Source organism: Streptomyces sp. NPDC031365 (assembly GCF_055569765.1).
The window spans coordinates 61,130-81,024 of sequence record NZ_JBVIIM010000023.1; the positions used below are offsets into that span (position 1 = coordinate 61,130).

Annotated in this window: 22 protein-coding genes, 1 tRNA gene and 1 riboswitch; of the genes, 8 read left to right on the forward strand and 15 right to left on the reverse strand. The window is 70.2% G+C overall.

Translation table 11 applies throughout. The features are described 5' to 3' along the window. Positions 1-90: 90 nt before the first annotated feature. Complete coding sequence (locus ACZ5C2_RS28205) at positions 91-513, reverse strand: Hsp20/alpha crystallin family protein (protein ID WP_468797099.1); 423 nt, start codon at positions 511-513, stop codon at positions 91-93. 214 nt (positions 514-727) lie between these two features. Here ACZ5C2_RS28205 and ACZ5C2_RS28210 point away from each other — a divergent pair, with 214 nt between their 5' ends. After that, entirely contained in the window at positions 728-1,030 is a 303-nt protein-coding gene (locus ACZ5C2_RS28210; RefSeq protein ID WP_468797102.1) for a hypothetical protein, read from the forward strand. A gap of 333 nt (positions 1,031-1,363) precedes the next feature. Here the strand turns inward: ACZ5C2_RS28210 and ACZ5C2_RS28215 are convergent, their stop codons facing one another. Both ACZ5C2_RS28215 and ACZ5C2_RS28220 read right to left on the reverse strand, forming a co-directional pair. Then, a complete protein-coding gene (locus ACZ5C2_RS28215) occupies positions 1,364-1,798 on the reverse strand; it encodes a DUF5980 family protein (protein ID WP_468797105.1) in 435 nt (144 codons plus the stop codon). Positions 1,799-2,110: 312 nt separating this feature from the next. After that, positions 2,111-3,529, reverse strand: coding sequence for a DUF445 domain-containing protein (locus tag ACZ5C2_RS28220; protein WP_468797108.1), 1,419 nt, complete (start codon positions 3,527-3,529; stop codon positions 2,111-2,113). A gap of 202 nt (positions 3,530-3,731) precedes the next feature. On the opposite strand from ACZ5C2_RS28220, the gene ACZ5C2_RS28225 reads away from it, so the two are divergent. Then, the gene (locus ACZ5C2_RS28225; RefSeq protein ID WP_468797111.1) at positions 3,732-5,099 is read left to right on the forward strand and encodes an SGNH/GDSL hydrolase family protein; all 1,368 of its coding nucleotides are present in this window, start codon (positions 3,732-3,734) and stop codon (positions 5,097-5,099) included. Between the two features lie 133 nt (positions 5,100-5,232). On the opposite strand, the gene ACZ5C2_RS28230 is transcribed toward ACZ5C2_RS28225, so the two are convergent. From ACZ5C2_RS28230 to ACZ5C2_RS28245, 4 genes are all read right to left on the reverse strand, one after another. Continuing rightward, positions 5,233-5,988: a DUF1707 SHOCT-like domain-containing protein gene (locus tag ACZ5C2_RS28230; RefSeq protein ID WP_468797114.1), complete on the reverse strand. Its 756-nt coding sequence runs from the start codon at positions 5,986-5,988 to the stop codon at positions 5,233-5,235. Between the two features lie 43 nt (positions 5,989-6,031). Continuing rightward, entirely contained in the window at positions 6,032-7,030 is a 999-nt protein-coding gene (locus ACZ5C2_RS28235; protein WP_468797117.1) for an ABC transporter ATP-binding protein, read from the reverse strand. 7 nt (positions 7,031-7,037) lie between these two features. After that, complete coding sequence (locus tag ACZ5C2_RS28240) at positions 7,038-7,802, reverse strand: ABC transporter permease (protein WP_468797505.1); 765 nt, start codon at positions 7,800-7,802, stop codon at positions 7,038-7,040. A gap of 85 nt (positions 7,803-7,887) precedes the next feature. Continuing rightward, a complete protein-coding gene (locus ACZ5C2_RS28245) occupies positions 7,888-8,655 on the reverse strand; it encodes an ABC transporter permease (RefSeq protein WP_468797508.1) in 768 nt (255 codons plus the stop codon). Between the two features lie 288 nt (positions 8,656-8,943). Here ACZ5C2_RS28245 and ACZ5C2_RS28250 point away from each other — a divergent pair, with 288 nt between their 5' ends. After that, on the forward strand, positions 8,944-11,340 hold the full coding sequence (locus ACZ5C2_RS28250) for a transglycosylase domain-containing protein (protein ID WP_468797510.1): 2,397 nt from the start codon (positions 8,944-8,946) through the stop codon (positions 11,338-11,340). A 36-nt stretch (positions 11,341-11,376) separates the two neighbouring features. Here ACZ5C2_RS28250 and ACZ5C2_RS28255 read toward each other — a convergent pair whose 3' ends face one another. The 3 genes from ACZ5C2_RS28255 to ACZ5C2_RS28265 all read right to left on the reverse strand — a co-directional run bounded on the left by ACZ5C2_RS28255 (position 11,377) and on the right by ACZ5C2_RS28265 (position 12,590). Continuing rightward, complete coding sequence (locus ACZ5C2_RS28255; protein WP_103540969.1) at positions 11,377-11,697, reverse strand: DMT family transporter; 321 nt, start codon at positions 11,695-11,697, stop codon at positions 11,377-11,379. A 33-nt stretch (positions 11,698-11,730) separates the two neighbouring features. Continuing rightward, positions 11,731-11,792: riboswitch (guanidine-III (ykkC-III) riboswitch) on the reverse strand. 66 nt (positions 11,793-11,858) lie between these two features. Next, positions 11,859-12,161, reverse strand: a complete 303-nt coding sequence (locus tag ACZ5C2_RS28260) for a GroES family chaperonin (RefSeq protein WP_399980417.1) — start codon at positions 12,159-12,161, stop codon at positions 11,859-11,861. Between the two features lie 99 nt (positions 12,162-12,260). Continuing rightward, on the reverse strand, positions 12,261-12,590 hold the full coding sequence (locus ACZ5C2_RS28265) for a DUF3618 domain-containing protein (protein ID WP_468797121.1): 330 nt from the start codon (positions 12,588-12,590) through the stop codon (positions 12,261-12,263). A gap of 139 nt (positions 12,591-12,729) precedes the next feature. Here ACZ5C2_RS28265 and bcp point away from each other — a divergent pair, with 139 nt between their 5' ends. Together bcp and ACZ5C2_RS28275 are read left to right on the forward strand one after the other, a co-directional pair. Further along, the gene (gene bcp / locus ACZ5C2_RS28270; RefSeq protein WP_468797124.1) at positions 12,730-13,197 is read left to right on the forward strand and encodes a thioredoxin-dependent thiol peroxidase; all 468 of its coding nucleotides are present in this window, start codon (positions 12,730-12,732) and stop codon (positions 13,195-13,197) included. Between the two features lie 126 nt (positions 13,198-13,323). Beyond that, positions 13,324-13,408: transfer RNA gene (locus ACZ5C2_RS28275), tRNA-Leu, on the forward strand. A gap of 53 nt (positions 13,409-13,461) precedes the next feature. Here ACZ5C2_RS28275 and rdgB read toward each other — a convergent pair. From rdgB to ACZ5C2_RS28295, 4 genes are all read right to left on the reverse strand, one after another. Continuing rightward, positions 13,462-14,064: an RdgB/HAM1 family non-canonical purine NTP pyrophosphatase gene (gene rdgB / locus ACZ5C2_RS28280; protein WP_468797127.1), complete on the reverse strand. Its 603-nt coding sequence runs from the start codon at positions 14,062-14,064 to the stop codon at positions 13,462-13,464. Positions 14,065-14,101: 37 nt separating this feature from the next. Further along, the gene (locus ACZ5C2_RS28285; RefSeq protein ID WP_468797130.1) at positions 14,102-14,500 is read right to left on the reverse strand and encodes a tropomyosin; all 399 of its coding nucleotides are present in this window, start codon (positions 14,498-14,500) and stop codon (positions 14,102-14,104) included. A gap of 141 nt (positions 14,501-14,641) precedes the next feature. Further along, positions 14,642-15,379: a ribonuclease PH gene (gene rph, locus ACZ5C2_RS28290; RefSeq protein ID WP_468797133.1), complete on the reverse strand. Its 738-nt coding sequence runs from the start codon at positions 15,377-15,379 to the stop codon at positions 14,642-14,644. A 92-nt stretch (positions 15,380-15,471) separates the two neighbouring features. Next, positions 15,472-15,705 (reverse strand): PTS sugar transporter subunit IIB, encoded by a 234-nt coding sequence (locus tag ACZ5C2_RS28295; RefSeq protein ID WP_103540962.1) that lies wholly within the window; start codon positions 15,703-15,705, stop codon positions 15,472-15,474. Positions 15,706-15,902: 197 nt separating this feature from the next. On the opposite strand from ACZ5C2_RS28295, the gene ACZ5C2_RS28300 reads away from it, so the two are divergent. Continuing rightward, entirely contained in the window at positions 15,903-17,216 is a 1,314-nt protein-coding gene (locus ACZ5C2_RS28300) for a PTS transporter subunit EIIC (protein WP_468797137.1), read from the forward strand. 219 nt (positions 17,217-17,435) lie between these two features. Then, positions 17,436-18,686, forward strand: a complete 1,251-nt coding sequence (locus ACZ5C2_RS28305; protein WP_468797140.1) for a PTS transporter subunit EIIC — start codon at positions 17,436-17,438, stop codon at positions 18,684-18,686. Positions 18,687-18,762: 76 nt separating this feature from the next. Here the strand turns inward: ACZ5C2_RS28305 and ACZ5C2_RS28310 are convergent, their stop codons facing one another. After that, positions 18,763-19,515, reverse strand: a complete 753-nt coding sequence (locus ACZ5C2_RS28310; protein WP_468797143.1) for an MBL fold metallo-hydrolase — start codon at positions 19,513-19,515, stop codon at positions 18,763-18,765. Between the two features lie 201 nt (positions 19,516-19,716). Here ACZ5C2_RS28310 and ACZ5C2_RS28315 point away from each other — a divergent pair, with 201 nt between their 5' ends. Beyond that, on the forward strand, positions 19,717-19,863 hold the full coding sequence (locus ACZ5C2_RS28315) for a hypothetical protein (RefSeq protein ID WP_468797146.1): 147 nt from the start codon (positions 19,717-19,719) through the stop codon (positions 19,861-19,863). Positions 19,864-19,895: the final 32 nt, after the last annotated feature.

Consider the following 19,895-nt stretch of genomic DNA (forward strand, 5'->3'; position numbering starts at 1 on the left):
CCCCACACGGCGAGCAGGCGCGGCGTCCCCCCCCCCCCCCCCCCAGCCACCCCCCCCCCCCCCCCCCCCCCCCGGTGGGGGGTACCGCGGTCAGCTGCTGATCTGCCTGCGGCTGTCGCCGCCGGTGATCTGAATGCGGCGCGGCTTCGCCTGCTCGGCCACCGGGATGCGCAGGGTCAGAACGCCGGCGTCGTAGGACGCGTCGATGCGTTCCGTGTCCAGCGTCTCGCCGAGGAAGAGCTGACGGGTGAAGGTACCGGTGGGACGTTCGGCGACCAACGGCTCGGCGTCCTCGGGGGCCGGTGAGCGGCGCTCGGCGCGCACGTTGAGGACGTTGCGTTCGACGTCCAGTTCGATGCTCTCCGGGTCGATGCCGGGGAGGTCGAAGTGGACGATGAAGTCGTCCCCCGACCGGTAGGCGTCCATCGGCATGGCCGAGGGACGGGCGGTGGAACCGAGGACCTGCTGCGCGAGTCGGTCGAACTCGCGGAAGGGGTCGGTACGCATGAGCATCACAGTCCACTCCTCTCTTCGGTGTCATCTGTGCGATGCCCTGAACTACGTCTTCTTATATAGCTCGCGAGAGGAAACTTGACAAGCTGCGACTCAACTGCGGCCCCGCCCGGGGTCGCGGGGGGCCGTGTCCGCCGGTATCCACGCGCGCGAGTTAGCCTCGAAGGCCGGTGGATCCGCCCTTCCCGGGCGTGGCGGCAGGAGGCAGACAGGCATGGCGAAGGTTCCCAGTTCGGTGGTGGCCGCGAGCGGGCTCGTCGGCGGGTACGGCGTGGCCCGCTGGACGCGGAGGCGGGAGCTGGGCGGGGTCGTTCTCGCCGTCGCCGGGGCCACGGCCGCGCGGCAGTGGCGGGAGCGGGCCGGTGGAGCGGCCGCGGGAGCGCTGTCGGCCGCGTATGTCGCCGCCTTCGCCGGGTCGCATCCGCTGGCGAAGAAGGTCGGGGCCTGGCCGGCCGTATTCGGGGTGGCGGGGGCCATCGCGCTGACGTCGTGGGCGGTGGCCGACCGGCGGGGATGAGGCACAGGGGGGCCGGGCGCACGCGGCCGGCGCAGGGAAGCCCTGATGACGGCGGCGGAGGGCGCGCGACGGGGTGGTCGTGCGGCGGGACTCCGGGAGCACGTCGGGATCACGGCCGTGAGCGGGACTCCGGGAGCACCTCGGGATCACGGCCGTGAGCGGGATTCCGGAAGCACCTCGGGACTCAGCCACGAGCCGGACTCCGTCCGCAGGGCGGACTCCCGTCACACCACGGCGCCCGGGCCGGCCGTCGGGCCGGGTGGCCGGGCGGCCGGGCGGCCGGGCGGCCGGGCGGCCGGGCGCCAGGGCTGGTAGGTCGCTCCGTGGGACGACCTACCAGCACCTCTCCTTGTAGACGAGCTTGATCGAGTCGGTCTGGGTCCGCTTGCCGTCGGTGGCGTAGATCTCGGCGGTGTACTCGCCGATCGGCGCCGCCCCCAGGGACATGAAGACGAAGCCGTTGACGGTCAGGGCGCCGTCGACGGGGTCACGCTCGTTCGTCCCCGGAGGGATGGTGTCCCCGCCCAGACTGGAGGAGCCGGGCGGCAGGTTGCGGATGCCGGTCTTGACGGGCGTGGACCAGCTTCCGGACACCGGGGCCAAGGCGTAGGTGTAGGACCACCCGCCCTGGACGCATATCTGCTGCCCCTCGGCTTCCAGGGTCCAGGTCGACGCCGAGGCGGACGCCGGGGACGCGCCGATGAGCGGCAGGCTCAGAGCCGAGAACAGGCCGAGGAGTAATCCGGCTCCCCGGTGGCTTGTTTTCATCGATACCTCCTGGTTGAGGACGTGGGGACGCATGAGGCGGTACGACTTCGACGTGCCGGCCGGTCCGGTCCGGTCCACTGAGACGCCCGGCAGCCGCAGCGAGTGTCACTCACGTGACAACCCTCGACAAGGGGGTAGTTGTACTTTCAAGGACCTGTGTCCTGATGTCGCCGTCGGATGTCCGACAAGGGACCTCGCACGTTGCCGCGGCCCCGTCAGCTCCCCGCCGGCTTCACCGACGACGGTCCTGCGGCACCGTAGATGTCGGTCAGGCGCCCCCGAGAACTCCCCCGGACGCCCCCGAACGCGCTGTTACGCCCCCAGCGCCCGCGACACCGTGTAGATCACCAGGCCGGCCAGCGAGCCGACCACCGTGCCGTTGATGCGGATGAACTGCAGATCGCGGCCGATGTTGGCCTCGATCTTCTTCGTGGTGTGCTCGGCGTCCCAGCCCGCCACCGTGTCCGTGATCAGGGAGGTGATCTCCTTGCGGTACGTGGTGACCACGTACACCGCCGCGCCCTCCAGCCAGCCGTCGACCTTGCCCTGGATCTTGGGGTCCTCCGCCATCCGGGCGCCGAGGGAGAGCAGTGAGGCGCGGACCCGCAGCCGCAGTTCGCTGCGCTCGTCCTCCGCCGCGGAGACGATCATGGATCGTACGGCGGTCCAGGCCGAGGCGATCAGGTCCTGCACCTCGCCGCGGCCGAGGATCTCGCTCTTGAGCCGTTCGACACGGGCCCGGGTGTCGGTGTCGGACTGCAGGTCGGAGGCGAAGTCGGTGAGGAAGCGGTCCAGGGCGCCGCGCGCGGGGTGGGCGGGCATGTCGCGCATCTCGGTGACGAAGCGCAGCAGTTCCTTGTAGACACGCTCGCCGACCTTGCGGTCCACGAATTTCGGCGTCCAGCCGGGGGCACCGCCGTGGACGGCATCCATCACCGTGTCGCCGTGCAGCACCAGCCAGTCGTGCGCGCGGGTGACGACCACGTCGACGGCCCGTCTGTGGCCGCCGTCGGTGACGATCCGCTCCAGCATCTTGCCCATGCCGGGCGCGATCTCCTGGGCGTCGGCGCGGCGGGTGATGGCCTCGCCGACCACCGCCTGGACGTCGGAGTCGCGCAGCACGGTCAGCGCGCCGCGCAGCGCCGCGGACAGCTCGGCGGTGACCCGGTCGGCGTGCTCGGGCACGGCGAGCCAGGCGCCGAGCCGGCTGCCGATGCCGACGGCACGCAGCCGCTGCCGTACGACGTCCTGGGAGAGGAAGTTCTCGCCGACGAACTCACCGAGGGAGACGCCGAGCTGGTCCTTCTTGGTGGGGATGATCGCGGTGTGCGGGATGCGCAGGCCGAGCGGATGGCGGAAGAGGGCGGTGACGGCGAACCAGTCGGCGAGGGCGCCGACCATGCCGGCCTCGGCCGCGGCGGCGACATACCCCGCCCAGGGGCCGGCGCCCTGGTGGGAGGCCCATTTGGCGAGGACGTAGACCACGGCGACGAACAGCAGCAGGCCGGTGGCGGTCAGCTTCATCCGGCGCACTCCGCGCCGCTTCTCCTCGTCCGCGGGGCTGAACGTGTTCATCGCACGGTTCGTGAACGCGCCGGTGCGGGCATGCTGGCCTTCGGCGTCCCGGTCCGCGGATCCGGCCGGTCCCGCCGGCCCTGCCGTGCCCGCGGCCCGTGCCGGTTCCGCCGGCCCCGACGTCCGCGCCCGTTCAGTCCGTTCCATCCGCTCCACCCGTTCGGTGATCCCTCACACATTTGTCCCCACCTGACCGACTCCTGGAACGGAACAAGAGTTCCCGGCGTCTGTCCGGAGGGGGATCGTCCAGGGGAATCACCCAAGCGGTCCCTCCCCACAGCTTTCCCGGCCCATGGCTCATCATGGGTTCATCAGATCGGAGCATCGGGCTCCCGTCTCCCGAGGAGAACAGAACAGCATGACCCGGGGTCGTGACGAGGGCGCGGGGACGCCGCCCGCCAAGCAGCGTGCCCTGCTCGCCGCGGTGATCGCCGCGATCATGGCGGTCTCCGCCGCCATCTACGTCGGCGCGACCGCCGACGACGGCACCGCACACCGCACCACCGTCGCCGGCGGCCGCGGCGCCCAGAACAACCCGGCCGCACCCGCCTCCACCGGCACCTGGGTCGCCTCCTGGGCGACCTCCCCGGTCGGCGGCGAGCCCGGCACCGAGCTGACGGGGCTCGCGGGCCGCTCCGTGCGCAACGTCGTACACACCAGCGCCGGCGGCAGCGGTGCCCGCGTCACGCTGTCCAACCTCTACGGGCAGTCGGCGCTGACCATCAGCCACGCCACGATCGCCGTCTCCGCGAACCCGGACACGGCGGCGGCGCTCGCGGACACCATGCGGCCGCTGACGTTCACCGGAAACCCGTCGGTCGTCATCCCGGCCGGCGGACAGGTGATGAGCGACATCGTGCGCATCGTCGTACCGCACGACGGGGACATGCTGATCACCACCTACTCCCCCGCCGAGTCCGGGCCGGTGACCTACCACCCGCACGCGCGCCAGATCTCGTACGTCGCCGAGGGCGAGCACACCCGGGACGCGACCGGGACGGCGTACACCGGGCGCAGTGCGGTCTGGCGGTACGTGACCGCACTGGACGTACTGAGCAACGAGTCGGACGGGACGGTCGTCGTCCTCGGCGACTCGCTGACCGACGGGATCACCTCCACCACCGGGGCGAACAACCGCTGGCCCGACGTGCTGTCCGACCGGCTGCGGTCGGCGGTCGTCTCCGGCCGGAACGTACCGCGCTACAGCGTCGTCAACGAGGGGATCAGCGGGAATCAGGTGCTCGCCGACGGGCTCGGACGGCCGGCCGAGAACCCCAGCGGGCTGCACCGCTTCGAGCGGGACGTGCTGGGGCGGACGAACGTCAGGGCCGTCGTCGTCGTGCTCGGCATCAACGACATCCTGCGGACGCCCGGCACGGCCGATCCGGACCGGATCGTGACCGGGCTGGACACGCTGGTCGAGCGGGCGCACTCGCGCGGGCTGAAGGTGGTCGGGGCGACGCTGATGCCGTTCCGGGGCCATCGGGGGTACACCGACGGACGTGAGGCGGTCCGGCAGCGGATCAACGCGGAGATCCGGGCCGGGGGTGTCTTCGACGCGGTGGTCGACTTCGATGCCGCGTTGCGGGATGCGTACGATCCCCGGCGGTTCCGGGCGGACTACGACTCCGGAGACCATCTGCACCCCAGTGACAAGGGGTACGCACGGATGGCGGCGGAGTTCGATCTGGACGCGCTGAACGGGGGCGCGGCGGCGGAGCTGTGAGGGCTCCCCCCGGGGAAGGGTGGGGTCGGGGGGGGTGTGTTCGTCGCCCCGGCCGCCCCTTCCCGTCCCGTTCCCGGGGCTCTGCCCCCGGACCCCCGCTCCTCAAACGCCGGAGGGGCTGATCAGGGGACGGTCAGCGTTCTTCCCGGCGGCCGTGGATGTTCAGGTGGTCATGGACGGAGGGGTCCAGCTCCCGGCGGCGTTCCTCCTTGCGTTCCAGCCTCTCGCGCCGGCGCTCCTCGCGCAGACGCTGCTTCTCCGCGCGGGGAAGCTTGCGCTGGACACCGACACCGCCCCAGAAGGCCACACCCGTGACGATCACCCTGGGCGCGCCGGGCTCACCCGGTACGCCCTCCTCACGGTGGTCGAAGCCGCCCATGATGCCGATGCCGCGCACGACGACCTCGACGCCGGGCGGGACGATGACATCCACCCCGCCCATGATCGCGACCGCGTTGATCACGACCTCGCGGTCCGCGAAGTACGCCTCGCGCAGATCGATCTCCCCGCCACCCCAGAAGGCGAAGCAGGTGAAGCGGCGCGGTGCCGTCCAGCGGCCCTTGCGCTGAAAGCCCGACATCACGGCGACGGCCCACGTCGACGTCCCCGCGTCCCCGTCGCCGACGATCCGGTCCGCCCAGTCGCCGCCCCGCTCCGGATCCTTCGTCAGGGAGACGGCGGGGACGGCCGTCGTGCCATGGCCCGGCAGATCACGGGTGATCGGCGCCAGTTCCCCGTACGTACGCGCCCGGTACGTCGCGTCCAGCCGCTCCCCGAACTCCTCCATGTCGAGGCGGCCCTCCGCGAGGGCGTCCCGCAGGATCTCGGCGACCCGTTCACGGTCGGCGTCGGAGGCGCGGAGGTCCGGTACGGCAGCGTCGTCGGTCATACCCAGCAGCCTACGAGTTGTCTCCGTCACACGGCTACGAGGGCTACGAGGGCCGCGAGGGCGGCTGCGGGACGGTCCGCCCCGCACGCTCGGCGTACATCTTCGCGATCACCGCCTCGATGTCGGGCTCGCGCACCGAAAGGTCGACCAGCGGATACTCCGCCGCGATCCGCGCCACCAGCGCCGCCGCCGAGTCCGACGCCGGGAACGCCACCCACTGCCGCGGCCCCTCCACCCGTACCACCCGCGCGGGCGCCGGTGCCTCGATCGGCGGAAGCTCCCGCTCCAGGTCCACCACCAGCGTCCGCTCGCTCTCCCCCACCTCGTGCAGCCCGGCGAGCGCACCGTCGTACACCAGCCGGCCGTGGTCGATGACCATCACCCGCGAGCACAACTGCTCGATGTCCTGGAGGTCGTGCGTCGTCAGCAGCACCGTCGTGGCACGCTCGGCGTTCAGCTGCCGCAGGAAGTCCCGCACCCTGGTCTTGGAGATCACGTCCAGACCGATCGTCGGCTCGTCGAGGTACAGCACCTCCGGGTCGTGCAGCAGGGCCGCGGCGATGTCCCCGCGCATCCGCTGCCCGAGCGAGAGCTGACGCACCGGCACGTCCAACAGCTCCCCGAGATCGAGGTGTTCGACCAGCCGGTCGAGGTTCTCGCGGTACCGCGCGTCCGGGATGCGGTACATGCGGTGCATCAGCCGGTACGAATCGATGAGGGGGAGGTCCCACCACAGCGTCGTCCGCTGCCCGAACACCACCCCCATACGGTGCGCCAGCCGCGTCCGCTCCCGGGACGGGTCGATCCCCGCCACCCGCAGCCGGCCGCCGCTGGGCGTGAGGATCCCGGTGAGCATCTTGACCGTGGTCGACTTGCCCGCGCCGTTCGGCCCGATGTAGCCGACCATCTCCCCGCGCCCCACCGTGAAGGACAACGAGTCAACGGCCCGCACCCGCCGCCGCTCACGCTTGAGGAAACCGGTCTTCCTGCGCACCTCGAAGACCTTCTCGACCCGGTCCAGCTCGATGAACGCGTCCGCCATGACCGCCCTAACTCCCCGTGCTCCGATACGACCTCAGGCCCGTCCGCCACGCCACCCCGGCCAGCACCCCGCACACCACCGCCACCAGCGGCGACGCGAACGCCGCCCCGTCCGGCAGCCCCAGCGGGTACGGACGCCCCAGCAGATAGGACGCCGGCACCCAGTTGACGAAGGCGAGCGGCAGCACGAACGTCACCCCGCGCACCAGATCCCGGCCGAACACCGACGGCGGGTACTGCAGCAGCGTGGTGCCGCCGTACGTGAACGCGTTCTGCACCTCGGCGGCGTCCTGCGCCAGGAACTGGAAGGCCCCGCCCGCCACGAACAGCGCCCCGAAGATCACCGCCCCGCAGACCAGTGTCACCGGCACCAGCAGCACCTTCACCACGCTCCAGTCGACGTCCACCGTCACCAGCGCCCAGCCCAGCACCACCGCCCCCTGCACACCCCGGCCCAGCCGACGCAGCGCGAAGCGGTCCGCGGCGACCTGGGCGAGCACCGGCACCGGCCGCACCAGCAGCGTGTCGAACGAGCCGTCCCGCACCCGGCCCCCCAGGGACGCCACCGACCCGAACGCCAGCTGGGCGGCCCCGAACGCCGTCACGGACAAGCCGTACAGCAGCGCCACCTCGGGCAGCGTCCACCCACCGAGCGCGTCGACCTGCGAGAACATCAGAAGGATCGCCACGAAGTCCAGCCCCGTCAGCAGCAGGTTGCCGCACACCGTGAGGGCGAACGAGGCACGGTAGGCCAGGGTCGACCGGATCCACATGCCGGCGATCAGCCAGTAGGCCCGCAGCCCCTCCGCCACCCGGGAGCGCCCGGAGCGCCCCCGCACCGGCACCGGTACCCGCACCTCAGCCACCCTGCACCACCACCCGCCGCGTCGCCGCCGACTGCACCAGCCGGCCCACCGCCAGCAACGCCACCGCCCACGCCGCCTGGAAGACGTACGCCCCCAGCGGAGCCGTCTCCCCCATCAGCACGTCCGCCGGCACCTGGAGCTGCGCCGCCCACGGCAGCACCCGGACGACCTCACCCAGCGCCCCCGGAAACGCGTTCAGCGGCAGGGTCATCCCCGAGCAGAAGACCCCCGTGACCATCAAGGCCTGCGCGACGCCCTGGCCGTCCAGCAGCCAGAACGCACTCAACGCGAACAGATAGCGGATCGCGAAGCTGACGAGCAGCGCCAGCAGGAGCGACACCAGGAACGCCCCCCACACCGCCCACTCCCCCGGCAACGCTGTCGGGAAGAACAACGCACCGAAGAGGAAGGGGACCACGCCCCGCCCCAGCAACTGGAACACCGCCCGCCCCACGTCGTTCGCCAGCCACCACAGCTGGAGATCGACCGGCCGGTACAGATCGACCGCGATGTCACCCGTACGGATGCGTTCCATCAGCTCGACCTCGAACCCGCCGCCCTGGACCGCCAGCATCGCGAACAGCGCCTGCCCCAGCCACACATACGTGACCGCCTGCGCCTGGTCGTACCCGCCCAGACCGGGCCGGGCCTCCCACAGCGCCAGATACGTGTAGACCAGGATCAGCCCGAAGACGGTGTTGGTGAACACCCCGGCCGCGGTGGCCGCCCGGTACGTCGCGTACCGCCGGAAACACCCCATCGCGACCGCCGGGTACAAGCGCCACGAGCCCACGCCCGCCCCCTCCTCCCGCACCCGGCACCGAAGCGCAGGAGCCTAGTGCGCCCCCGGGGCCCGCTGCCACGGGTTTTCCCTCCCCGGGGACGGCGCGCGGAAGCCCTCGGGCAGGGCCATGCGTGTGAGAAGCCGCAAGTGTGCGCGACGCGCGCCGCCACCGCGGAATCCGTCACCGGATGGGACAGTCTTGAATAAGAGGCACGCACCCGGCGAACGGGTATGAACGAGGCGAAACAGGAGTCCGTGCACGACATGAGCGACGAGCCGCAGCCGCAGCCGCAGCCGCAGCAGCCCGAGAAGGGCTGGGCACCGAGAAGGCCCCAGGCGGCCGCCGCCCCCGAGGGCAGCGCGGGAGGCAAGGCGGGAGGCAGACCCCGACGCACCGGATGGCGCCGGCTGGTCCCCACCTGGCGCACGCTGCTCGGTGCCGCCCTCGTCACCGGCCTCCTCGTCGTCGGCGGCCTCTTCCTCGGCTACCACCTCGTACAGATCCCCGCCGCCAACGCCCTCGCCACCCAGCAGGCCAACGTCTACCTGTACGCCGACGGCTCCGTCATCGCCCGCGACGGCGAGGTCAACCGGGAGAACGTCACCCTCCCCCAGATCTCCGAGGACGCCCAGCACGCCATCCTGGCCGCCGAGGACCGCGACTTCTACACCGAGTCCGCCGTCGACCCCCAGGCCATGGTCCGCGCCGCCTGGAACACCGCCACCGGCAAGGGCAAACAGTCCGGCTCCACGATCACCCAGCAGTACGTGAAGAACTACTACCTCCGCCAGGAACAGACGGTCACCCGCAAGGTGAAGGAGTTCTTCATCAGCATCAAGCTCGACCGCGAGCAGAGCAAGGACGAGATCCTCGAGGGCTACCTCAACACCAGCTTCTTCGGCCGAGGCGCCTACGGCATCCAGGCCGCCGCCCACGCCTACTACGACATGGACGCCTCCGAACTCGACGCGGGCCGCGCCGCCTACCTCGCCTCGCTCCTCAACGCCCCCAGCCAGTACGACGTCATCACCCACCCGGAGAACCGGCAGACGGTCGAGGACCGCTGGAACTACGTCCTGGACGGCATGGTCGACGAAGGCTGGCTCGGCGCGGGCGAACGCGCCGGCATGACCTTCCCGACCCCCAAGGAGACCACCCACTCCACCGGCATGTCCGGCCAGCGCGGCTACATCGTCAACATCGTCAAGAAGTACCTCACGGAGAACGACATCGTCGACGAAACCTCCCTCGACGGCGGCGGCTACCGCATCACCACCACCCTGCACAAGGACAAGCAGGACGCCTTCGTCGACGCCGTCAACGACAACCTGATGGACCGGCTCGACCAGAAGAACCGCGAGGTCGACACCTACGTCCGCGCCGGCGGCGCCTCCGTCGACCCCAAGACCGGCAAGGTCGTCGCCCTGTACAACGGCATCGACTACGTCAAGCAGTACACCCCCAACGCCACCCGCCGGGACTTCCAGACCGGCTCCGCCTTCAAACCCTTCGTCCTCGCCTCCGCCATCGAGAACAAGGCCCGCACCCAGGACGGCCGCCGCATCACCCCCAACACCCGCTACGACGGCACCAGCGAACGCCCCGTCCAGGGCTGGCCCGGCGACCGCTACGCCCCCGAGAACGAGGACCACCGCGACTACGGCGACATCACCGTGCGCGAGGCCACCGACAAGTCCGTCAACGCCGTGTACGCGCAGATGGCCGTCGACGTCGGCCCCGACAAGGTCCGACGCACCGCCATCGACCTCGGCCTGTCCAAGAACACCCCCAGCCTCGACGACGCCGGACCCTCCATCGCCCTCGGCGTCGCCACCGCCAGCGTCCTCGACATGGCCGAGGCCTACGCCACCCTCGCCAACCACGGCAAACACGGCGCCTACACCATGGTCGAAAAGATCACCCACGGCACGAACACCATCGACCTGCCCGAACGCCGCACCCGCCAGGCCGTCAGCCGCCAGGCCGCCGACACCACCACCGCCGTCCTGCGCGGCGTCGTCGAGAACGGCACCGCCACCGCCGCCCAGACCGTCGGCCGCCCCGCCGCCGGCAAGACCGGCACCGCCGAGGAGGACACCGCCGCCTGGTTCGCCGGCTACACCCCCGATCTCGCCACCGTCGTCGCTGTCATGGGCCAGGACCCGGTCACCGCCGGCCACAAATCCCTTTACGGCGCCATGGGCCTGCCCCGCGTGAACGGCGGCGGCGCGCCCGCCGAGATCTGGGGCCAGTACACCCGCGACGCCCTCGACGGAGACCCCGTCCAGGCCTTCAACCTCCGCCTCCAGCCCGGCGCCTGGGAGAGCCAGCCGCCGCCCGCCGACTCCAGCACCGACCCGTCCTCCTCCGGCGACCCCACCGGCCGCGACCGCGGCACACCGGACGACGAGGGCACCGGCAGCCGCACCCCGGACGACACCGGGGAACCGACCGGGGACGGGCTGACGGACGGCCAGGACGAAGGCGGCACCACCGGTGACACCACGGGCGGCACCACCGGCGGCGACGACGACGGCACGAGCGACGGCGGCACCGAAACGGGCGACGGCAGCGGGGACGGCGACTCCAACGGGGACGACGACACCCGCCCCGGCAGCCTCACCGGCACGATCAACCAGAACGCCCGCCGGGTCTGGTGAACGCCCTCCGTCCCCTTCGGCGACCCGGGGCCGCCGTCAGTGCCCCGAGGTCGCCTTCAGACCCACCACGGCGACCAGCAACAGGCTGATGAAGAAGATCCGGGCGGCGGTCACCGGCTCACCCAGCACCACCATCCCCACCACCGCCGCCCCGGCCGCACCGATCCCCACCCACACGCCGTACGCCGTACCGATCGGCAGCGTACGAGCCGCATACGACAGCAGCACCATGCTCGCGACGATCCCAGCACCGGTGAGGAGGCTGGGCACCAGCCGCGTGAAACCCTCGGTGTACTTCATACCGACCGCCCAGCCGACCTCCAGCAGACCGGCGACCACCAACAGAACCCACGCCATGACAGGCACCTCCGGGACACGAACGGAAACGGGGGTGCGTCGTCTTTGCCTTCACCCCGGTACGGCGCGTCTCGTCGGGGCCCACAGGGGTCCCTCCACCGTAGCCGAAGACGACGGATGGGGCTGGTGACCATGGTCACCAGCCCCATCCACCCTTAGAACTACAGGTACAGGCCGGTCGAATCCTCAGAACCCTCGAAACGGTCCGCGGCCACGGCGTGCAGATCCCGCTCCCGCATCAGCACATACGCGGTCCCGCGCACCTCGACCTCCGCCCGGTCCTCCGGATCGAACAGCACCCGGTCACCCGGCTCCACCGTCCGCACGTTCTGCCCCACCGCGACCACCGCGGCCCAGGCCAGCCGACGGCCCACCGCCGCCGTCGCGGGAATCAGGATGCCGCCCCCCGAACGCCGCTCTCCCTCACTCGTGTCCTGCCGCACCAGTACGCGGTCGTGCAGCATCCGGATGGGCAGCTTGTCGTCTGGGGAACCGTGCTCGTGTCTCTTGGCGCTCACGTCCTGAAACCTACCTGCCTTCGCCCCGAACGTACGCGGGAGGGGTCAACGCCTACGCCGACGGGTCCCCAGGGCCAGCAGCCCCACGACCCCCACCACCAGCACCGCCACCGGCACGACCCGCTCCAGCCGCGGCGAACCCTCCGCGTCCACGAACTGGCCCTTCACCTCACTCACCACACCGTTGACGCGCACATACGCCCGCCCCAGCGTGTGGTCCACATGGGACACGACCCTGGCCTTCGCGTCCCCCATGATCGTCTGCGGGTGGACCCGCACACCGATCTCGTCCAGGGTCTCGGCCAGCACCGCACGGCGGCGCTCGATGTCCGCCTCGATCTGAGCCGGGGTTCTGGTGTCCGCCGTGTCCGCCACCGTGTCGCCTCCGAAATCCACTGATACCTGTGCCGGACAGTCTGTCAGTTCCACACCGCCACGCACGGTCAGGACCCCCGGTTACCCTCGATCCCGGCACCCGATCCACGCAGCGCGTACGTACGAGGAGACCAGACCGATGAGCGAACGCCTCCAGCCCGGGGACGAGGCCCCCGCCTTCACCCTGCCCGACGCCGACGGCAACGAGGTGTCCCTGGCCGACCACAAGGGCCGCAAGGTCATCGTCTACTTCTACCCGGCCGCCCTCACCCCCGGCTGCACGAAGCAGGCCTGCGACTTCACCGACAACCTGGAGCTGCTGGCCGGCGCCGGCTACGACGTCATCGGCATCTCGCCGGACAAACCGGAGAAGCTGGCGAAGTTCCGCGAGAAGGAGTCGTTGAAGATCACCCTCCTCGCCGACCAGGACAAGAAGGTCCTCGACACCTACGCGGCCTTCGGCGAGAAGAAGAACTACGGCAAGACGTACATGGGCGTCATCCGCTCCACGATCGTCGTCGACGAACAGGGCAAGGTGGAACACGCCTTCTACAACGTCCGCGCGACGGGCCACGTCGCCAAAATCATCAAGGACCTGGGCATCTGACGCCCCTTCACACGGCGCCCGTACCGGATCCGCGGAGGTCCGGTCCCGGCCGTCACGCGCCGTCCGGCACCTGACACGGGGGACCCACCGGGCGACACCCATCTCCCGGTACGATGGCAGGCGCCAGCGGCGGTGGCGCAACCGGCGACGCAGCAGACTTAGGATCTGTGGCCCTTGATCGGGCTTGAGGGTTCGAATCCCTTCCGCCGCACGGAAGACGACCTGCGAATCGAAGGATGATTCGCAGGTCGTTGTCGTGCGGGCTCAGCCCAGCAGCTCCCGTACCACCGGGACCAGTGCCCGGAAGGCCTTGCCCCGGTGGCTGATGGCGTTCTTCTCGGCCGGGGACAGTTCCGCGCACGTACGGGTCTCGCCGTCCGGCTGGAGGATCGGGTCGTAGCCGAAGCCGCCGGTGCCGGCCGGGGTGTGGCGGAGGGTGCCCTTCAGGTGGCCCTCGACGACCCGCTCCGTGCCGTCCGGCAGTGCGAGGGCTGCCGCGCAGGCGAAGTGGGCGCCCCGGTGGGCGTCGTCGATGTCCGACAGCTGGGCCAGGAGGAGGTCCAGGTTGGCCTGGTCGTTGCCGTGGGTGCCTGCCCAGCGGGCTGAGAAGATGCCGGGTGCGCCGTTCAGGACGTCCACGCAGAGGCCGGAGTCGTCGGCGACGGCGGGGAGGCCGGTGGCCCGGGCGAGGGCGTGCGCCTTGAGGAGGGCGTTCTCGGCGAAGGTGACGCCGGTTTCCTTGACGTCGGGGATGTCGGGGTAGGCGTCGGCGCCGACGAGGTCGTGGGGCAGGCCCGCGTCGGCGAGGATCGAGCGCAGTTCGGTGATCTTCCCGGCGTTGCGGGTGGCGAGGATCAGGCGGGTCATGGGCCCAGTATGTCTGGGCCCATGGGGCGCTCGTTCGCTACGGGGTGCAGACCTTGGTGAGTTCGCCGGCGGCGTCGGTGATGGGGCTGATGTCGGGGGTGGCGTCGCCGTTCTCGACGGAGGTGCGGACGTTCCCAACGGCCTTCTCGAGGTCGTCGACGGCCTTGGAGACGTCGGCGTTGTCGGTCTTGTCGCCGATCTCGGTGAGGTTCTTGTCTATCGCGTCGAGGGACTCTTCGAGCTGGGTGACGTCATTGCCGGCGTTGTCGACGGCCTGCTGCATGTCGGTGACGCTGTCGGCGATGGCGTCGGCGGTCTGGACGCAGTCCAGTGCCTTGTCGACGGCGGCGCAGCCGGTGGTGAGTCCGGCGGTCAGCGCGACGGCCGCCAGGGTGGCGGCGACGGCTGTGGTGCGGCGTCGGCGGCTCGCGGCCATGGAATGGTCCCTCCCTCGTCGGGCCGGACGGCCCGGTTCGTCGGCCGGGCGCCCGGTGTTGAGCCGTGCGCCCGTACTCGTTCAGACGCGTGGGTGACCGGCGCGGTTGCTCCGCGTCGGTCACGTGTCTTGGCGCGTCTTTTACCTTTCGAGGACGGTATCAAGCGCGGCACGTTGTGCGGTGGCGAGTTCGGTGCAGCCGGTGACGGCGAGGTCGAGGAGGGCGTTGAGTTCGTCGCGTGCGAAGGGTTCGGCTTCGGCGGTGCCCTGGACTTCGACGAAGCGGCCGTCGCCGGTGCAGACGACGTTCATGTCGGTGTCGGCCTTGACGTCCTCCTCGTAGCGGAGGTCGAGGAGGGGGATGCCGGCGACGATGCCCACGGAGACGGCGCTGACGGTGCCGGTGAGGGGTTGTCGGCCGGGCTTGATGAGTTTCCTGCCCTGGGCCCAGGTGATGGCGTCGGCGAGGGCGACGTAGGAGCCGGTGATGGCGGCGGTGCGGGTGCCGCCGTCGGCTTGGAGGACGTCGCAGTCGAGGACGACGGTGTTCTCGCCGAGGGCCTTGTAGTCGATGACGGCGCGCAGGGAGCGGCCGATGAGGCGGCTGATCTCGTGGGTGCGGCCGCCGATGCGGCCGCGGACGGATTCGCGGTCGCCGCGGGTGTTGGTGGCGCGGGGCAGCATCGAGTATTCGGCGGTGACCCAGCCCTCGCCGCTGCCTTTGCGCCAGCGGGGGACGCCTTCGGTGAAGGAGGCGGTGCAGAGGACTTTGGTGTCGCCGAAGGAGACGAGGACAGAGCCTTCGGCGTGCTTGCTCCAGCCGCGTTCGATGGTGACCGGGCGGAGTTGTTCGGGGGTGCGGCCGTCGATTCGAGACATGGCGCCGAGCCTAGCCGTACGTGCGGGAGGGGCCCCCGCCACGGTGGGCAGGGGCCCCGAAGGTGTGGTGTGCGCACGGCTTTCGCGGTGGTTTACATCATGTCTTCGATTTCGGCGGCGAGGGGGTCGGCGTCGGTGCCGATGACGACCTGGATGGCGCTGCCCATCTTGACGACGCCGTGGGCTCCGGCGGCCTTGAGGGCGGCTTCGTCGACCTTGGCGGGGTCCACGACTTCGGTGCGGAGGCGGGTGATGCAGCCTTCGATCTCGTCGATGTTGTCGATGCCGCCGAGTCCGGCGACGATCTTCTCAGCCTTGGTGGCCATCTTCGTTCTCCCTGATCCGAACCGCTTTTGTCGCAGTAACCCACAGTTGGCCCAGCTTTGCGAGCGGTCGTGTCGTGGGTACCGAATGATGGCGTCACGACAGCGGAACCGTCCCGCTTACTGGTCTACACCACCGGGTGGACTGCCGCCAAACCCCGTCGTGCCCGTCGTGACCGCGCTTCAGCAAAGGGGGCCGGATGAGTGCCGACAGTCCTGCCAGTGCCGAGCCTACGGTGAGTCCCGCGCGGGAGCGGTGGAACCGGTTGTTCCAGGGTCTGCAGAAGATGGGGCGGAGTCTGCAGCTGCCGATCGCGGTGCTGCCGGCGGCGGGCATCCTCAACCGGCTGGGGCAGCCGGATGTGTTCGGGGACGACGGCCTGGGCTGGACGAACGTCTCGAAGGTGATGGCGGGCGCGGGTGGCGCGCTGCTGGACGGTTCGCTGGGGCTGCCGCTGCTGTTCTGTGTGGGTGTGGCCATCGGGATGGCGAAGAAGGCGGACGGTTCGACGGCGCTGGCGGCGGTGGCGGGGTTCCTCGTCTATTTCAATGTGCTGCGCCAGTTTCCGGAGGACTGTCCGCAGGGGTCCAGGGCGGTGCCGCAGGTCGGGTGTCAGGTGACCGACGGGTCGGGGACGGTGACCTCGTTCACGTACCAGAACCCCGGTGTCTTCGGCGGCATCGTGATCGGGTTGATGGCGGCGTACTTCTGGCAGCGGTTCCACCGTACGAAGCTGGTGGACTGGCTGGGCTTCTTCAACGGGCGGCGTCTCGTCCCGATCATCATGGCGTTCGCGGCGATCGTGTTCGCGGCGCTGTGCCTGTGGGTGTGGCCGCCGATCGGTGACGCGCTGGAGAGTTTCAGCGACTGGATGACGGGCCTGGGCGCGTGGGGTGCGGGGGTGTTCGGGATCGCGAACCGGGCGTTGCTGGTGGTGGGGCTGCACCAGTTCCTGAACGTGCCCATCTGGTTCCAGTTCGGCTCGTACACGAAGCCGGACGGGACGGTGGTGCACGGTGACATCAACATGTTCCTGGCGGGTGATCCCGACGCGGGTCAGTTCCTGTCCGGGTTCTTCCCGATCATGATGTTCGCGCTTCCGGCGGCGGCGCTGGCGATCACGCACTGCGCGAGGCCGGGCCGGCGCAAGGAGGTCGGCGGTCTGATGCTGTCGGTGGCGCTGACGTCGTTCGTCACCGGCATCACGGAGCCGATCGAGTACTCGTTCCTGTTCATCGCGCCGTTGCTGTACGTGGTGCACGCGGTGCTGACGGGTGTGTCGATGGCGGTGACGTGGGGGCTGGGGGTGCATGACGGGTTCAGCTTCTCGGCGGGGCTGATCGACTACGTCATCAACTGGAATCTGGCGACGCGGCCGTGGGCGATCATTCCGATCGGGCTGTGCTTCGCGGTGCTGTACTACGTGATCTTCCGCTTCGCGATCACGCGGTTCGATCTGAAGACTCCGGGGCGGGAGCCGGAGGAGGAGGTGGAGGACACGACGAAGGCGTGATCTCGCGGAACTCATCAGGCTTCAGGCGGCTGTTGAGGCCCTCGGACCGTGCGGTCCGGGGGCTTTTCGGTGCGCCCGGGGAGGGTTCCGCTTCGCGGTTCGGGGCAGGCACGGTGCGTAGCCCCGCGGTCGCTGGATTCGCGGGTTCCTTACGCGCCCTTCATCGTGCTACAAAAGGTCTACACCACTAGTGGTGTAGACCACCACGATGGAGGAAGTATGAGCACCGAGACCGCCTCGGCGGCTCCCGCGAAGAAGCGGGGATCCGGCCTGTTCCAGGGCCTGCAGAAGGTCGGCCGCAGCCTTCAGCTCCCGATCGCCGTCCTGCCGGCGGCGGGCATCCTGCTCCGGCTCGGCCAGCGGGACGTGTTCGGCGCGGACGGGTTCGGCTGGGAGAAGGTCGCCGCCGTCTTCGCCACCGCCGGTGGCGCGATCTTCGACAACCTGCCGCTGCTGTTCTGCATCGGTGTGGCCATCGGCTTCGCCAAGAAGTCCGACGGCTCCACCGCACTCGCCGCGCTCGTCGGCTTCCTGGTCTACAGCAACGTCCTGAAGGCCTTCCCGGTCACCGAGGCGAAGGTGCAGGCCGGCGAGGACATAGCCGCGACCTACAACAACCCCGGAGTTCTCGGCGGCATCCTGATGGGTCTGCTGGCCGCGGTGCTGTGGCAGCGCTATCACCGCAAGCAGCTGGTCGACTGGCTGGGCTTCTTCAACGGCCGCCGGCTCGTCCCGATCATCATGGCCTTCGTCGGCACCCTCATGGGTGTCTTCTTCGGTCTCGTCTGGGAGCCGATCGGTGGGGTCATCTCCGACGCCGGTGAGTGGATCACCGGTCTCGGTGCCGTCGGTGCGGGCCTGTTCGGTCTGATCAACCGTGCGCTGATCCCGATCGGCATGCACCAGTTCGTGAACACCGTCTCCTGGTTCCAGATCGGTGACTTCACCAACGCCGCGGGCGAGGTCGTCCACGGTGACCTGAACCGGTTCTTCGCCGGTGACCCGGACGCCGGTCTGTTCATGTCGGGCTTCTTCCCGATCATGATGTTCGGTCTCCCGGCCGCCGCCATCGCCATCGCGCACGCGGCCCGTCCCGAGCGCCGCAAGGCCGTGATGGGCATGATGGTCTCCCTGGCGCTGACCTCCTTCGTGACCGGTGTGACCGAGCCGATCGAGTTCGCGTTCATGTTCATCGCCCCGGCGCTGTACGTGATCCACGCGGTGCTCACCGCCCTGTCCATGGCGATCACCTGGATGCTCGGGGTGCACGCGGGCTTCACCTTCTCGGCGGGCGCCATCGACTACGGGCTCAACTGGAACCTGGCGACCAAGCCATGGCTGATCATCCCGATCGGTCTGGTGTTCGCGGCGATCTACTACGTCGTCTTCCGCTTCGCCATCACCAAGTTCAACCTGCCGACTCCGGGCCGTGAGCCCGAGGAGGAGATCGAGGACACCACGAAGGCGTGAGCCGTCCCCGGACAGTGCGAAGGCCCCGGAACCGACTCCTTCGGTTCCGGGGCCTTCGCGCGTGCCGCCGGCGTGCTCAGATCTCGTACGTCGTCCCGGTTGCCGCCAGCCCCACCGGACCGTCGTACACGGCGCGGGCGTCGGTGAGGTTGATCTGCGGGTCGGTCCACGGGGGGATGTGGGTGAGGATCAGGCGGCGGGCGCCCGCGCGGGCCGCCGTCTCACCCGCCTCGCGGCCGTTGAGGTGCAGGTCGGGGATGTTCTCCTTGCCGTGCGTGAAGGCGGCCTCGCACAGGAAGAGGTCGGCGTCGCGGGCGAGGTCGTCGAGCGCGGGGCTGACGCCCGTGTCGCCGGAGTACGTCAGCGTCCTCCCGCCGTGTTCGATGCGGATCCCGTACGCCTCGACCGGGTGCGCGACGCGCTCGGTGTGCACGAGGAACGGGCCGATCTCGAAGGCGGACGGCTTGACCGTGCGGAAGTCGAAGACCTCGCTCATGGAGGAGGCCGAGGGGGTGTCGGCGTAGGCGGTGGTCAGCCGGTGCTCGGTGCCCTCGGGGCCGTAGACCGGCAGGGGGGCGCAGCGGCCGCCGTCGTGCCGGTAGTAGCGCGCCACGAAGTAGGCGCACATGTCGATGCAGTGGTCGGCGTGCAGATGGCTGAGGAAGATCGCGTCGAGGTCGTAGAGACCGCAGTGGCGCTGCAGCTCGCCCAGGGCGCCGTTGCCCATGTCGAGGAGCAGCCGGAAGCCGTCGGCCTCGACGAGGTAGCTCGAGCAGGCCGATTCCGCGGACGGAAACGACCCCGAGCAGCCGACGACGGTGAGCTTCATGAAGCAGAAACCTCCGCTGCGGGTGGGGAGAGACGGGGGTCGTGCGGTTCGTCGAGCGTAAGGCGCGAAACCAGTGGTCGCTCCTCCGCCAGGGGCCGTTGTGTGCGAACTCACCTGTGCTGTCACCGGTTCGGCTGGATGCGGCGCATGCCGGGGGCGGGAGGGGCGCGCGGTGGTGGCTCGCGCCGGTACGGTCTGGGCATGGACACGGCTTGGTGGCTCGCACTCGCCGCGGTGGTACTGCTCGCGTTCGTCACGGCGCTCGTCGACGGGTGGGGGCGGGGGCACCGGCCCACGAGACGGCGGCGGTCCCGGCGGCGCGGTGGTGGTGGCCCCGGGAACACGTGAGGGGCCGGAGACGTCGTTCTCCGGCCCCTGGT